We start from the raw sequence: 15,000 nt of genomic DNA, 5'->3' as shown, positions 1-15,000 counted from the left end.
GGCATTAGCGCTTTTCCAGTCGCTGCCTGATGGCCTTCCGTACCCGATGCCAATAGGTCTGTTCCGCACTGTCGCTGCGGTTCCATGCGCGCTGATGGCGGGCGAATGCCTCAAGTTCCGGGTCAGAATAATTGGCAATTATGTCTGCGGCAACGCGGTCGATATCGGCGGCAGGGATCAGCCTCGGCTTTACAGCGTCGGTCCAGACGTTCCACAGGACCAAGCCGATAAAGATGAGAATCTGCCCGCCGAAAAAGACCAACAAGAGCCAGCTTAAAGCGTAAAGCACCGTATCGAACGCCATCATGATATGGAACCACAACACCCTTCTTATAAATATGAGAATTTATAGTTCCTATTTTTGAGAATGCAAAGTTCTTATTTCTCGATTTGCATAGCCGATTGCCGCTTCCGTTAAGAACGAGGTGAGCAATGGAGCTTCAACGCCTATTTGGTGCGAATGTGCGCCATCATCGAAAAGCCAAAGGCTGGACCCTTGAGCGGCTTTCTGAACAAGTGGGGGTTTCCCGCGAGACCATTGGCAAAATCGAGCGGGGTGTTGCCGCGCCACTTTTCGAGACCGCGGAAAATATAGCGGCAGCGCTGGACGTGTCTGCGCCGGTCTTGTTCGGCGTCAACACTGTACCCGGCATCGGTGAACGGGCACGACTACTCACCGAGATCAACGGCACACTATCCCGAATGAACGATGACCAGCTTGGTCGCGCTGCGAAGATGCTGAAGGCGTTTGTGGGGTAACGACCTCGGAGGCCGTTTAAAGGCCACCGGCTGTGGCGGCACCCTATGCACCCAACCCATGCCAGCGGCGCTCTGAGGGCAATCGGAAGCCCTCTGAGGCGTGCCTTGCAGCCCCGTTGCCTATACCCGGGTTGGCATTGCCGCAAAGCCTGTTACCTACACCCGTAACTTAAGGCTCAAAACACACAAAAAAGGCAGGGGGAGTGGTCAACTCCCCCTGCCTGCCGCTAAAGGTTTTGCTACCTGCTAGGTTACAGGTTGTAAGTTACACAAGGCCGTTAAAATGGGCCGTTCGCGTCCGTGTGCTCGCTGATGGCGTGAAGGACGGCGATGCCGCCTTCGGTGCGCTTGGCGACCCATTTGGTCTTCTGCTCGTCGGCATTGCCGCGTGCAAATCCCTTGCGGGCGCTCCGCCCGGTGCGACCGAGATCATGAAGCCTGTGGGTTCCGTATTCCCACCCCAGCACGATCATCGCGCCGGTAATACGCTGGAATTCGCCGGCGCTCATGCGCCCGGCCTCATAGCCGAGAAGCAGTTTGACGCTTTCCATCGACACCCGGCCTGTGCGCTCGCCAAATGCACCTTGCAGCACAATGCCTATAGGGTCTTCGATCATGCGGCTGGCCTGAAGTTCGTCGGCAACCTGCCATAGATGCCGGGGCAATATGATTGGCTCTCCGGCTTGCTCCCGTACAACAGCTTCGGCCCATAGCTGATAGACGTCGCGGCTGAAAGCGTCCATATCGATGCTGCCAACCTTGACCGGCCAGTATCGCCGGTTTCCAGTCGTGTCGCGCAGATAGGCGTCTTCGTTGGTGGTGCCGATAATAACGCAATGCCGGGGAAAGGAACCGGCAGCGTGCGCATAGGCAGGTCGATAGGCGTGGCGAGGAATGCCTTGATTGCATCCAGCGTAGCCTTGCGAGCGCCATCGGGTTCCTGACACTCGACAATCCAAGCGCGGGAGACAAGCTCGGCCTTGGTCTTAGCATCTGCACTCAGGTTTAGATCGCCACAGAACCACTCGTCACGCACCGCGAGTCGAGCCGCCAGACGGGATTTCCCCACGCCCTGACGACCTTCCAGAACCAGCATCGTGTCAAACTTGACGCCGGGCTGTTTGATCCGCCGCACGCCGCCGATCAGGAACCGTACGCCAAATTCGCGGTTGAGTTCGGTGTCGTCCGCCTCGCAATAATCCCTGAGCCATGTATCGAGGCGCGGAACGCCGTCCCATATCAGCCTGTCAAGATAGTCGATGACGGGATGGTAAGCACGCTCATAGGCAATTGTAATCAACTCACGGCGGATGACGGTTACTCTGGCGCGAAAATCCAGCTTGCGTTCAAACATGCTGCACAGGATTTCGCAGATGTCCGAAATGTCGCGTCCTTCCAGTCCCAGTCCGGTCACCTCATCGAAGTGGGTGAACATATTGCGGCGCGCATCGACATCGAGCGTGGCGAGAGCGAACCGCACATTTTCTGGCTCATGCGCGGCCGGATGCCCGTGCTCATCGACTTTCGGCCATCCCCGCCCTCGCAGATCGATGGCTTCCATCGCCCGCGCAACCTGACGACGGGCATAGCGCAGCGGATTGGGATTTTCCCGGACGTGAGCGCTGATGCCAAGATCGGGGCTGGTCAGGATCGATACGACATGACCCGGCGCGACATTGTGACCGAGCAGCCAGAGAGCCGCCGCAAAAACCAGTTCGGAGCGAGACTGGTAGTTCTTGTCGGGCGGATTCTTGCCCGTAACGATAACTTCCGACCAAACCGGATCGAGAGGTATAATCTCGCCCCGGTCATCTGGTAGAGGCAGCGCCTCAATGTCATCCAGATTGGTAAGTGCCTTGCCATCGGTCTTGGGTGCGTTGGATTTGTCGAGACGCAGCCGGAAATCGGCAAGCGTATAGTTTCTCGGTTCAACGCTGAACGAAATCGGCTCCATCAGGAACGCCTTGGCCGGTTCGCGGCCTGTCGCTCGTTTTCTGTCGCTCAACCAATTTACGGTTCCGGGCAATCTGAGAAGTCGGCTGACGTCGATTGTACCGGCCCCGCCCTGAAACGCGACGAGCAAGGCGCGGTTGTGCGCTTCGGCATCCTCTGCCGGAACGGGGTCTGTCATGCGCCAGATCGCCTGATAACCGCCGCCTGTGAACCAGAATGCAGTCGGTTTCGGTACGCCTGACGGGCGCAGCTTGTCGTCGCTGAGCAGACCAAGGATTGTATCGCGCTGTTGCGCCTCGCTACCGGGATAATCCTTGCAGTCGAGGTCAACCCAGACCGAGCGCAGATGCCGCATGACATTGTTGGCGGTAACCTTGCCGTTCTCAGCCGAAATTTCCTGATGCTTCTTCAACACCATCTGCCGGGTGATTTCGTTGATCGGCTTCTTACGCCATGCCTTGAGGTAGAGCTTGGCGGTTCGTGTGTAGTTCCGCACACTGTACGGGGACAGGTGGGGGCGGGCGGCGAAAAATGTGTCGAATGCATCGGCGAGTGTCAGCTTGACCACCGTTTCCCTGCGCTTCTCTGCATGCGGGTCCAAGCCTTCCGCCATTTCAGCGAGCAACGCCATGGCCTTCTTCCGCGCGACTTCTGGCGCGAAGACATCGGCCCGACCGATGGTCACACGGCGCGTCCGGCGGTTTACCTGCCCCTCGTCGGCATAGTAAACCTTGGATTGAGTGCCCACACGCAGACCGAAGCCGGTCAGCAGGGTATCACGGTAGTAAACTTGGCCGCTGTCAGCATGTGGAAGATCATCGATCGCGCGGCGGGTGAGACGTAAATTCGGCATTGAGACCTCCTGTTGGCCTCAACTCGAAATAACATATGAGTCTATAAAAACAAGTAATTTCAGATAGTTATCTGATATTTTCCAATTTGATCCAATACGATGAAACACGATCTATCGCCTGCGCACGCGCGATCGGACGAACATGAGCAACGCCTGTTTCAGTTTAGCCTTTCACGATAGCTCAAACTGGCCATATTCACTTGTCCATATCACGAATTGCCCGATCTACCATCCGCTCAAGCCGCATCACCTGCCGAACGATCCGCTTCGATCCAAAGGCATCAGCGGCCCGCCTAGCGTATTTAGAGAAATTCCGCGCACCAACCGGTGCAAAGCGTTTACGAAGGCGCTTGGTATAGATTTTGTCAGCGCGCCCTTTGGCTATTGCTTGTTCACCAATCCGCTTCGTGGTCTTTATTGCTCGACGCGCCTTGCGCCACTGCCTCGCCAATGAGGTCGGACGAATTACCGCTCCATCTTTCGACACGTTGAATCCAAGGTATTGAAAGATGTCTTCACTGCCAGACCCAAACAGCGCGCGCTCCGTTTTCTCGTCCTTGATTTCGAGCTTATGCGCGATAATGACTGATTTAAGCGCATTGATGATTTCCGTCTCGTTGTCAGGCCTGCAAACAATCAGAATGTCATCGGAATAGCGCTGATAGAGCGCCCCGATTTTTCCACAGGCGGTCACCATGGCTGCATCGACATCCATCATGTAAAGATTCGAAAAGGCGCTGCTGATCGGCGTACCCTGCGGGATTCCGAACTTGTTCGGGTTGGGAGTAATCACAATTCCGGCCTTGTGAAGTTCCGTGATCGTCGCAATCGGCTCGCGAGTGTCCCCTTTGATCCTCGTCGAGAATACGGGGTGCGCCTCAAGCTCCTGACGTTCCACTTTGTGGAACTTCGTAACGTGCCGAAATACAGCATACCAATCAGGCGGCAATTCATCGACCCCAAGCAGGCGCTTCAGTCGATTCTTAAGGATGGTATGGTCCAGATTGTCAAAAAAGCCGGTGATGTCGAAGCACAACACAACGCAAGGTTCATGCTTCTGGGCGAAGCGATAGGCATCTGCAGAAAAATCGTAGTTTCCCCGACCAAGTTTGCGATAGGCGATTACATGATTGCTTAAAGCGGATTTTATGTAGTGCTGATCGAGAAGTACACTGAGATCAAAAGCGTATTTCGCAAGAATACAAGCGTCTCGATGGGAGGCGAACATGATGTCACGGTCTTTGTAGACGGTTTTGCCGTCCTTTGCCTTGTAACGTTTGACGCGCTTGACGTAGTGAATGAGCGGGAGCCAAGAATGCTTGGCGACGAACTTCGAACTGTCGACTTTGGCCGCATATGATGGACCAACTGGCGCGTCGAAATGGCGATATCCCCTCGTCTTGAATCACTCGTGCCCCAAATATTCCCCCAGGTTTTTGCAGTGATCGGGGGACTGGCTCCAACCCTGAACCTCGGCTAACGCCGAACGCCCCCCCCAATCGCGCGCCTCTATCCGTCGGCTTCTTCCCGTTGTCTCAAACAGGCTTGCCCCCAACGCGGGTTTCTAAAACGCATGGCGGTATAGTGTAGCCGTAGGAGTGCGAACTATGTTCACAGTCTCATGGGACGACCTTGCCAGCCTGACGATGACAATCGTCGTGGCCTGCGCGGCAGTCATGTTTCCAGTTGACCGTCCAAACGACCGTGCCAACTGGCCAATTCCAGAGGCAGCATAAATATGGGAACAGCCGCAGCGTTCTGCAAGTGATGCTTCTATTTTGTTCCCCGCAATCGAGTAGCAAAATCAAAATTGCATCTGACGCTTATGGGAGCTGTCATATTTGCAGACGATCAGGATAAAATCCTGCATATCCCTTGCGGTCCGTCGCCGAGATGTTGCCCTCGCGCCGCATCGTCTGGCACAAAGTGGCATGAGCAAAGCAGATCGAATCGACGAAACCTCACCTGATTTGAAAACCCAGCTCCTCGAGCGCTTGAAAAGCGTGGTCCCGGAGGCGTTTTCAGACGGGCAGCTTGACCTTGATCGTTTGGCTGAACTGGCAGGCGATGCGGTAGCGGCGGGGCCGGAACGCTATGGGCTGACGTGGCCGGGCAAACGTGACGCTATTTCCATGCTGCAAGCGCCATCGCGAGCAACCTTGGTGCCCGACCGGACCGAAAGCGTCAACTTCGACGATGCGCAGCATGTCTTTATCGAAGGCGAAAACCTCGAAGTCCTGAAACTTCTCTACAAGTCCTACTTTGGGCGGGTGAAGCTTATCTACATCGACCCGCCCTACAACACGGGCAACGATTTCATCTACGACGACGATTTCACCGACCCTTTGGCCGCATATTTGAAGCAGACGGGCCAAATGACCGAAGAGGGTGACTTGGCAACCAGCACGCCGGAAAAGGCGGGCAGGCTGCACTCGCGTTGGTTGTCGATGATGTATCCCCGCCTGTCCATGGCACGGCAGATGCTGAAGGACGAAGGCATCATCCTGATCAGCATAAACGACGCGGAAGCCGCCAATCTGAAGCAACTATGCGATGAAGTATTCGGCCCGGAAAATTTCATTGCTCAAATGGTGTGGGAAAAGGGCCGGAAGAACGACGCCAAGCTGCTTTCGGTCGGCCATGAATACATCCTGGTCTACGCGCGGCTGTTGTCGTCGCTGAAAGAGGCGAGGACCGTTTGGCGGGAAGAAAAGCCGGGCGCTCGCGAGATTTGGGACGAATACGTGCAGTTGCGCGCCAAGCACGGCGACGATGACAAGACCGTAGAAGCACATCTGCAACTTTGGTACGCGGCCCTGCCCAAGGGCATCCGTCGAAGAAATGGAGTCGCTACAAGCAAATCGACAAGAATGGGCCTTGGAGAGACGATAATATTTCATGGCCAGGGAGCGGGGGGCCAACATATGACGTCATCCATCCTACGACAGGTTTACCCTGCGCGGTACCAGAAGCAGGCTGGCGTTTTGCAACTACCGAGAAAATGCAATCAAAAATCGACGCTGGGATCGTGACGTTCAGGGAGGATCACACTGAGCCCCCCTTCCGAAAGACTCATCTAAGGCCAGTTGCTGAGGAAACCGATGACGCCACTTCAGAGGAAGATGGCTTAGACATTGCTGATCAGTCGGAGCAAGAAACCGAACTCGCCGCGATGGTCAGAGGCACATATTTTTATAAGCAGGCTCAAGTATCTGTGAAGTATCTTCGGGAGCTTATGGGTGCGAAGGTTTTTGACAACCCGAAAGACCACGAAGAACTTGCGCGTCTGTTCAGATATGTCGCGTCTGACGAACCGAAGCCGATCATCATGGACTTTTTTGCCGGGTCCGGCTCAACCGCCGAAGCAGTAATCCGCCTTGCTGCTAATGGCATGGCCGAAGCAAAGTTCATTGCCATCCAGTTCCCAGAGCCGGTGAACCCGAAGGAGCGTACGGGCAAGGCCGCGCTGGCAAAGGGTTGGAAGACAATTTCCGAAGTCACACGCGAACGCCTGCGGCGCGTATTGAAGCAGCCTGATCTTCAATCAATCCCGCAAGGTTTCCGCGCCTTCCGCTTAGCCGAAACCGGTATCTTACGCTGGAACGGCGCGAACAGCATCGAACCCGAAGACTACCTGAAGCAGATGGATGCCTTTGCAGACACGCTCAAACCCGGCTGGAAGGCCGAAGATTTGATTTGGGAAGTAGCCTTGCGCGAAGGCTTGGCTCTCACCTCCAGGGTGGTTTCTGTGGAAGGTGAAAAGCCCGGCAAGCTGTGGCGCGTCACCGACGACGAACAGGGCAAGGCATTCATTATTTGCTTGGCCGATGCCATCGATCTACCGGACCTGAAAGGGCTGGGGCTGACCAAGGATGACCTGTTCATTTGTCGTGATACAGCGCTAACTGACACGGTTGCCGCCAACCTTGCCCTACAATGCCGCCTGAAGGTGTTGTGAGCGATGGAATTCAAGTTCGACTCCACCCAACAATTTCAGCTTGACGCAATCGCCTCAATTGTCGGCCTTCTTGATGGGCAAGGCCATATAGGTTCAGCGCTGGTTCCCGCTGCCGGATCAACGGTGGTTCCAAATCGGCTAGAGCTGAGCGAAGACCAACTGCTTGCCAATCTGAACCGCGTCCAGACCGACAATGGGCTGAAAGCCGATACGGCGCTCGCCATGATCGAGCAGGACGCGGACCTATTTGAAGGTGTAGGCAAGGTTCGGTTTCCGAACTTTTCGGTGGAGATGGAGACGGGCACCGGCAAGACCTACGTCTATCTACGCACCGCATTGAACCTAGCCCACCGCTACGGGCTGACCAAATTCATTATCGTTGTGCCATCGGTCGCCGTCCGCGAAGGCGTACTGAAGACGATCCGCCAAACCAAAGCCCATTTCTCGGTGCTGCCCGGCCTGCCGCCTTTCCATCATTCGGTATACGCCGCCCAACCAGGACAGGTCCGCAGCTTCGCCGCATCGAATGCTGTCGAACTTATGGTGATGACCATTGACGCGTTTTCGCGGGAACAGAACGTCATCCGCAAACCACAAGAAGGCAATCCGCCGGTTATCCATCTACTTCAGGCCGTTCGGCCTGTCCTGATACTGGACGAGCCGCAGAACATGGAAAGCGAAGGCCGAATTGCCGCCTTGGCCGCGCTCAACCCACTGTTCGCACTGCGTTACAGCGCAACGCACCGGAATAGCTATAACCCGGTCTACCGGCTGACCCCGTTCGATGCCTATCGGCAAGGCTTGGTGAAGCAAATCGAAGTTGGCGCAGCCCTCGAAGAGGAAAACGCCAACCTCCCCTATGTTCGTGTCGAAAGTATCAATACGACCAAGAAGTCGCTGACAGCGCAAGTGACAGTCGATGTGCAGGCGAAGTCAGGGGCAATCACGCGGAAGACGATCAAGATCAAACCCGGCGACAAGCTTTGGGAGAAGACCAAGCGCAACGACTACGAAGGCTTGGAAGTCGCCGAAATCAATTTCCAAGCCGGGTATGTGCGTTTCACTAACAATGCTGAGGTCGCACTGGGTGCGGAAACCGGGACGCAACGGGATGCGATCTTGGAAGCGCAAATCCGGTTCACGGTCGAGCGACATTTCCAGAAACAGAAACGCATTCGCGATTTGGGCTTCAACGTCAAGGTTCTATCACTGTTCTTCGTCGATAAGGTCGAAAGTTTTCGCAGCGAAGACGGGTTGATACGTAAGCTGTTCATCAAGGCGTTCAATGAAGCCAAGACCGCTTATCCCGAATGGCGCGACAAAGACCCGAATGATGTTCAGGCGTCCTATTTCGCGTCGACCACCAACAAGAAGGGCGTGGTTTCAGTCGTCGAAAAGGAAGTGCCGACCAACGACAAGGACCGCGCGGCGCAAGCGCGTGAATTCGACCTGATTATGCGTCGGAAGGAAGATCTAATCAGCTTCGACGAACCTGTTGCATTCATCTTCTCTCATTCGGCACTGAAGGAAGGTTGGGACAATCCAAACGTCTTCCAGATTTGCACGTTGCGCGAAGTCGGCAGCGAAACGGAACGCCGCCAACAGGTTGGGCGCGGGGTGCGGCTGCCTGTCGATAGCCTGACAGGCGAACGGGTGAAGGATAACCGCGTCAACATTCTCACTGTTAGTGCGAGCGAGACCTACGAAAGCTTTGTGACCCGCCTGCAAAGCGAAATCGAAAAGGAATACGGGAAGGAGGGCGTGCCACCGAAGCCCGGCGATGCCCGCAAGAAGATCAGCCTGAAGCTGCGCAAAAACCACCTGCTAAAGCCAGAATTTCAAGAGCTTTGGAACAAGATCAAATATCGAACACGCTATGCGGTGAGCGTCGATAGCGCCAAGCTCATCGCCGATGTGATTGCAGAAATGGGCGCAATCCAAGTGCATCGCCCACGCGTCGTGGTCCAAGTTGCTGGCGTCAACGCGAAGAAGGGCGAAGACCTTTTTGAAGCCATCCGCCTAGCTGACGCGAGCGTCGCCATTGATCTCGAAGGCCGCTATCCTGTCCCGAACGTCGTTTCCATCATTGAGAACCTGATGGAGGCTACCTCACCGCCAATGCGCATCGGCCGCAAGACGATCCTCTCAATACTGAAAGGTGCACCCTACCCGAAGGCCGTTGTGGACAATCCTCACGAATTCGCCAGCGCCTTGACCAGCATCATTAAAACGAAGCTCGCTGACCAACTTGTCGGCGGCATCAAGTATGAGCGCGACGGCACATGGTATGCGCAAACGCAGTTCGATGATTTGATAGAAGCCTTTGCGGAGAATGTGGTGAAGAGCGAAGCGAACGCGTTTGCAGGCGGTACGCATATCTATGATGGCGTAAACATCGATTCCGAAACGATTGAACGCCCCTTTGCCGAAGCGTTGGAGAAGGACGCCCGCGTTAAGCTGTATGTGAAGCTTCCCAGCTGGTTTTTGGTCCCGACGCCGATTGGCGGATACAATCCAGATTGGGCTATCGTCATGGATATGGGCGACGGCCAAGATCGCCTCTATCTGGTTCGCGAAACAAAGCCTTCAACTAATTTAGACGAGTTACGGCCTGATGAGCGGCGCAAGATAGAATGCGGCAAGAGACATTTCATCGACACGCTGGGCGTTAACTATGCTGTTGTGACAACAGCGACCGTCCTTCCGTAGGATATTGGGGCACAAACAACAATGAGCATTGAAGCAACGACCACCGGCCATATCGTCCAAGCGCCGCTTTACCCGCTGTATTCGGACGTTGCCCATGCTATACGTCTATTGGATGGCGAACCTGTCCAACGGGTACGCGACATGCTTAACGCGATATTCGAGCAAACTGGGACCCCGCAAAATCCAGTTGATTGGTCGGATCCCGACACGTGGATAAACGAACGTCTTTCTGACGAGCTTCAAGATTTGGCTCGGGAAATATGGGTGGGGAGCGGGAAAACGTTGAACCCCCGCTACCTAAACGGTTGCTACCTTTTCATCAATCGCTTGCGGCTTTTAGATCGCGACACTGGAAGTTATCAGATTGGAGAGCGAGGTAGGCAATTTCTAGCCAATGATGAAGCAATGCTCCGAGAACTCGACACAGCTGAAGGTATCCCGAAGCTGCTATCCCTCGTAGCTGAGCGGTCACCTTGCAAACGTGGTGACATCCTGCCGGCATGGTCGGATTATCTAAAAGCGGTTTCGCTGTTCTCAACGCCAAAGACATTCGCCGACACGCTGCGAAGACGATTGGTCAGCATCGCCGAACGTGGGCTGATCACGCGCGAAGGCAATTTCTACGCCATCACCGATGCTGGGCTGCAATGGTTGAAGGGTTTCAGCGGAGGCGCCAAGCCAGTCACCGTTGCCACGCCTTCTTCAAGGCGCACAACCGTCGCAGAAGCTGCTCATGCCCATAACGAGGAGCAGCTGGCGGCATTCCGCGAACGCTTAATGCAACTTGAACCGGTGCAGTTTGAGCATTTTATCAAAGAACTCCTCGACGCAATGGACTATGAAGACGTTCGCGTGACAAAAGTCAGTGGCGACAAGGGTGTAGATGTTGTTGCCCGCGTACAATTCGGCATTACGGAAATCACCGAAGTGGTTCAGGTTAAGCGGACGGAAAGCACTATTACCCGACCAAAAGTCGATGAGCTTCGGGGCGCGCTCCCGTATTTCAAAGCCATTCGCGGTACGATCATCAGCCTTGGCAATTTCGCAAAAGGTGCTCAAGAGGGAGCACTGTTTGTCGGTGCAGCTCCTATCACGCTGATTGATGGCAAACGCCTTTTAGACCTTTGCATCAAGCATCAGGTGGGAGTGAAACGCCGACCAGTGGAAATATACGAAATAGACGAAGCGTTTTTCTCCGAGAAGTTCACCCGTGAGGAAGTCGAGGATGCTGCGCCGATTACCGACGACACAGAGTTACAATAAGGCATCGGGCACTGTCGGAGCGTCACAATGACTGAGACTGAACTAGAGGGTAAGGTTGAACAGGTAGAAGGGACGGCTCCTTTCTGGCTTCAGGCAACGCCTGATGACATTGCGGGGTTAGAGTTTGAAGCCCCCATCATCGGGTGCAATTCTGCCGATTGCGGTGAATTGAGCACCCTGTACCGCAAGGAAGCAAAGGGGCTACAGGAGACGCAAGGCAACGAAGCCGCTGCGAAGGTGTTCGCGGTGCTGTCCGCCGCTACGGACCTTCACTTCAAACCTAATGACCGCAACGCACCCTTCGGCGCGATGATGATCATGGGAGACCGACGATCGGCCATTCCAGAAGACTTTCGCGGTGTTCCGGTGTCGGTACTTGCCTATGCAGCCGTGAATGCCGCTAACCCGGTGCTGAGGGCGCGGCTATGTGACCTTTGTTGGCTTCTGGAGCGAAAGCGGCATCAATTGGGTCGTGCCGCAATCGCATCCTACGTTGCAATCGCGGAGGGGCTGGGTTCGGGCTCCCTCAAGGATCGTCTTGACCGCGATGATCCGCTCTTGGGGCTTACAGCACGGGATGTTCTACGACGAGCGTTGTCGATGGGTCGGCCACTCGGCTGGGATAGTGACGAGGTTATCGCCGCGCGAACGCTGCTGTCGGCAATAAGGGCGCGAGCTGTCACAAGCAGCAATCCAGTACCAGTCCATTGGTTTTTCGAGATGGACTTGGATTTTAGCATATCCGATCCGAGCATCATCGCGGCGGAAATAGAGGCTTATCTGACAGGGGGCGTTCCCGAACCCGGCTCCCACATGATTGTGGAGCTTTGGCGCTTGGCGGCTCGTGGGTATCATCACGCGAGGGACGAGAATGGAAAGAATCGGTGCCGGACAGGTGCCGCTGAAGCGCTGCTTGCCGAGTCTGAGAAACACACTTCGGCGATGCTGGCCTCGCACTGGCTCAGCGAGGCAATTGCCGAATATCATGGCGTGCCGGGGCGAGGAGAACGACGCACCCAACTTCGTCACAAATTAATCGACGTCCAGTCCGGTATTGCGGACGAAATGTCATCATTCTCCCACCCGATGGACCTCAGCGCAATCGCGGATCAGGTCAAGGGGCAGCTTGAGGGCGAACGTGATCTCATCGACTTGCTGTTGATATTTGCAGACTTGGAACGATCCCCATCGCCAAAGAAGCTCATGGAGGATGCTGTGAAGTCTATCAACGACCATCCGCTTTCTTCTTTGTTCGGTGCGTCATTTCACGACCACGAAGGCAAGGTGATTCACAAGTCCGAGGGTGGAGGTTTCGGAGATGGTGACAACGGCGATGCTATCCGCGTGCAAATTTCTCAGCATGAAAGTATGCGCAGAGGTATCCACGTTTCAGGACAAGTTCAGATAGCGCGTCAATATATCACCGGGAATTATTATGTCGGTGAAGATACATTTCAGGCTCTTATCCGGCATAGTCCATTCGTACCGAACGATCTGGTCAACACTTTCAGTCGGGGCTTTGCTCGCTTCTTCGAAGGAGACTGCGTAAGCGCTCTCTATATCTTGACGCCCATGCTGGAAAATTCTCTTCGCCACATTCTGAAACTGAACGGCCATGACGTCACAACGTTCGACGATGCCAAGCAGGTACAAGAAGATCGCACCATATCGGCGCTTTTTGAGCAGATGCGTCCAGAATTGGAAGAGGCGTTCGGCGACGCCATCACGGCAGACATTGACAACGTCTTTTTGTCCAAACCGGGACCAAGCCTTCGCCATGCGGTTGCTCATGGGCTTTTGAACGACAGCAGCCCCTATGGTACTGACGCGATATATGCTTGTTGGCTCATTTTTCGCCTTTGTTGCATTCCGCTTTTTGGTCAGCGGAAACATCTGACGCTTCCATCCTAGACAGGCGCTTGGACCATCATTGTTTCTCGCTGTTTGAACACACCTATCTGAAAGAGTTTGCTGCCGATGTCTGACGACAACCTCATCCTCTACACCACTGAAGACGGCCGTAGCCGGATCGAATTGCGCACAATTGATGGAACGGCATGGATGACACAAGCCCAAATGGCTGAATTGTTCCAGACGTCTCCACAGGCAATGACCCAACAAATCAGCAGCATCTACGAGGAGCAGGAGCTGAACGAAGAGGCAACTTGTAAGGAACTCTTACAAGTTCGAACCGAGGGCAATCGCACGGTTTCCCGTGCGTTGAAGCACTACAATCTCGATATGATCCTCGCCGTGGGATATCGTGTTCGGTCGGCGCGGGGAGTTCAGTTCCGCCGATGGGCCACGACGACACTGACCGAGTACCTGATCAAGGGATTCGTGATAGACGATATCAGGTTAAAGCAGCCGGGTTATGACTATTTCGACGAACTGCTTGAGCGCATTCGCGACATCAGGGCGTCGGAAGCTCGCTTCTACCAAAAGGTTCGCGATATTCTGGCACTCAGCGAGGATTACGATCCAAACTTGAAATCCGTGAACACGTTCTATGCGACCATCCAGAACAAGATGCTGCACGCAGTCACCGGCTATACTGCCGCCGAATTGATTGTCGCCCGCGCGGACGCCACCGCGCCGAATATGGGACTGACTTCATGGAAAGGGGCGCGGGTAAGAAAGGGCGATGTCGTAACTGCGAAGAATTATCTCGCACAGCCTGAGATTTCAGAACTGAACCTCATCGTCACAATGTTTCTGGACACAGCAGATTTACGCGCCAGACGCCGACAATCCATGCACTTGGTTGAATGGGAAACGGTACTCGATAATTTCTTGCAATCTAACGAACTGAATATCCTCAAAAACGCAGGTTCCGTATCCCACAAGCAGGCCACCAAGATTGCCGAAGCGCATTACGAGAGTTTTGATGAGGCTCGCAAAGAAGCCGCACACTTGGAGGATGCGAAGACAGACGAAGTGGATGAGTTGAAACGCATTGCCGATGAGATGAAAAAAGGTGGAAAGGACAAGGTGTGATCGCGCTTCCTCCCCATGCAGGATTTAATAGGCAGGCGCGTTAATAAACGATTGCGAACTCGACACGCTGCTCAACCTGATCCTCAAGGGTGGCGTGGCCGACGCGATCAACGCCAAGATGGTCCTTCTGGAACAGCGCAAGAAGGAACTGGCCTTGTTCCTGGCCGAAGCTGAGGAACCGCCTCCCCTTCTGCACCCCTCAATGGCGCTGCAATACCGCAAGCGGGTGCAGCAGCTCTATGGAGCCTTGCAGGACGAAGAGGAAGAGAAGCGGGTCGAGGCGGCGGACATCCTTCGCTCGTTGGTGGACCAGATCGTTCTGCCCCCCCCCCCCCGTGGACGGCAAGGTGGAGATCGATGTTCAGGGCGATCTCGCCGGCATCCTGACGATTGCCGCACAAACGCAAAACCCCGCGGCGTGTGCGGCGGGGTCGCAGGTATCGTTGGTTGCGGGGGCAGGATTTGAACCTGCGGCCTTCAGGTTATGAGCCTGACGAGCTACCGGGCT

11 protein-coding genes and 3 pseudogenes are annotated in these 15,000 nt (G+C 55.0%); 8 read left to right on the top strand and 6 right to left on the bottom strand.

Translation table 11 applies throughout. The features are described from left to right. Positions 1–4: 4 nt before the first annotated feature. Positions 5–307, bottom strand: a complete 303-nt coding sequence (locus JNC70_RS18575) for a hypothetical protein (protein WP_104755279.1) — start codon at positions 305–307, stop codon at positions 5–7. 125 nt (positions 308–432) lie between these two features. Here JNC70_RS18575 and JNC70_RS18570 point away from each other — a divergent pair, with 125 nt between their 5' ends. Beyond that, positions 433–759, top strand: coding sequence for a helix-turn-helix domain-containing protein (locus tag JNC70_RS18570; RefSeq protein WP_146097099.1), 327 nt, complete (start codon positions 433–435; stop codon positions 757–759). 265 nt (positions 760–1,024) lie between these two features. Here JNC70_RS18570 and JNC70_RS18565 read toward each other — a convergent pair. From JNC70_RS18565 to JNC70_RS18550, 4 genes and pseudogenes are all read right to left on the bottom strand, one after another. Further along, positions 1,025–1,268: pseudogene (locus JNC70_RS18565) on the bottom strand (hypothetical protein). Between the two features lie 165 nt (positions 1,269–1,433). Further along, positions 1,434–2,890: pseudogene (locus JNC70_RS18560) on the bottom strand (virulence-associated E family protein); the annotation flags it as partial. 405 nt (positions 2,891–3,295) lie between these two features. Then, positions 3,296–3,565, bottom strand: a pseudogene (locus tag JNC70_RS18555) (integrase arm-type DNA-binding domain-containing protein); the annotation flags it as partial. Positions 3,566–3,761: 196 nt separating this feature from the next. Beyond that, positions 3,762–4,793 carry a reverse transcriptase domain-containing protein gene (locus JNC70_RS18550; RefSeq protein WP_104755270.1) on the bottom strand — a complete coding sequence of 344 codons (1,032 nt, stop codon included), beginning with the start codon at positions 4,791–4,793 and terminating at the stop codon, positions 3,762–3,764. A 379-nt stretch (positions 4,794–5,172) separates the two neighbouring features. Between JNC70_RS18550 and JNC70_RS18545 the strand changes: the two genes are divergently transcribed. From JNC70_RS18545 to JNC70_RS18515, 7 genes are all read left to right on the top strand, one after another. Beyond that, positions 5,173–5,301: a hypothetical protein gene (locus JNC70_RS18545; protein WP_255414836.1), complete on the top strand. Its 129-nt coding sequence runs from the start codon at positions 5,173–5,175 to the stop codon at positions 5,299–5,301. A gap of 195 nt (positions 5,302–5,496) precedes the next feature. Next, a complete protein-coding gene (locus JNC70_RS18540) occupies positions 5,497–6,597 on the top strand; it encodes a site-specific DNA-methyltransferase (RefSeq protein ID WP_104755271.1) in 1,101 nt (366 codons plus the stop codon). Then, complete coding sequence (locus JNC70_RS18535; protein ID WP_146097100.1) at positions 6,567–7,523, top strand: site-specific DNA-methyltransferase; 957 nt, start codon at positions 6,567–6,569, stop codon at positions 7,521–7,523. The genes JNC70_RS18540 and JNC70_RS18535 overlap by 31 nt, the downstream gene beginning before the upstream one ends. Positions 7,524–7,526: 3 nt before the next feature. Next, the gene (locus tag JNC70_RS18530) at positions 7,527–10,232 is read left to right on the top strand and encodes a restriction endonuclease (RefSeq protein ID WP_104755273.1); all 2,706 of its coding nucleotides are present in this window, start codon (positions 7,527–7,529) and stop codon (positions 10,230–10,232) included. 21 nt (positions 10,233–10,253) lie between these two features. Beyond that, the gene (locus tag JNC70_RS18525) at positions 10,254–11,495 is read left to right on the top strand and encodes a restriction endonuclease (RefSeq protein ID WP_104755274.1); all 1,242 of its coding nucleotides are present in this window, start codon (positions 10,254–10,256) and stop codon (positions 11,493–11,495) included. 27 nt (positions 11,496–11,522) lie between these two features. Continuing rightward, positions 11,523–13,406: a DUF7380 domain-containing protein gene (locus tag JNC70_RS18520; RefSeq protein WP_245414736.1), complete on the top strand. Its 1,884-nt coding sequence runs from the start codon at positions 11,523–11,525 to the stop codon at positions 13,404–13,406. Positions 13,407–13,472: 66 nt separating this feature from the next. Next, positions 13,473–14,492: a virulence RhuM family protein gene (locus JNC70_RS18515; RefSeq protein WP_104755275.1), complete on the top strand. Its 1,020-nt coding sequence runs from the start codon at positions 13,473–13,475 to the stop codon at positions 14,490–14,492. Between the two features lie 40 nt (positions 14,493–14,532). Here the strand turns inward: JNC70_RS18515 and JNC70_RS18510 are convergent, their stop codons facing one another. Continuing rightward, the gene (locus JNC70_RS18510; protein ID WP_167394043.1) at positions 14,533–14,688 is read right to left on the bottom strand and encodes a hypothetical protein; all 156 of its coding nucleotides are present in this window, start codon (positions 14,686–14,688) and stop codon (positions 14,533–14,535) included. Positions 14,689–15,000 lie beyond the last annotated feature (312 nt).

Origin of the sequence: Brucella oryzae (genome assembly GCF_041929965.1) — a bacterium.
Lineage (GTDB): Bacteria > Pseudomonadota > Alphaproteobacteria > Rhizobiales > Rhizobiaceae > Brucella > Brucella oryzae.
This window is presented reverse-complemented; position numbering and strand designations above follow the sequence as displayed.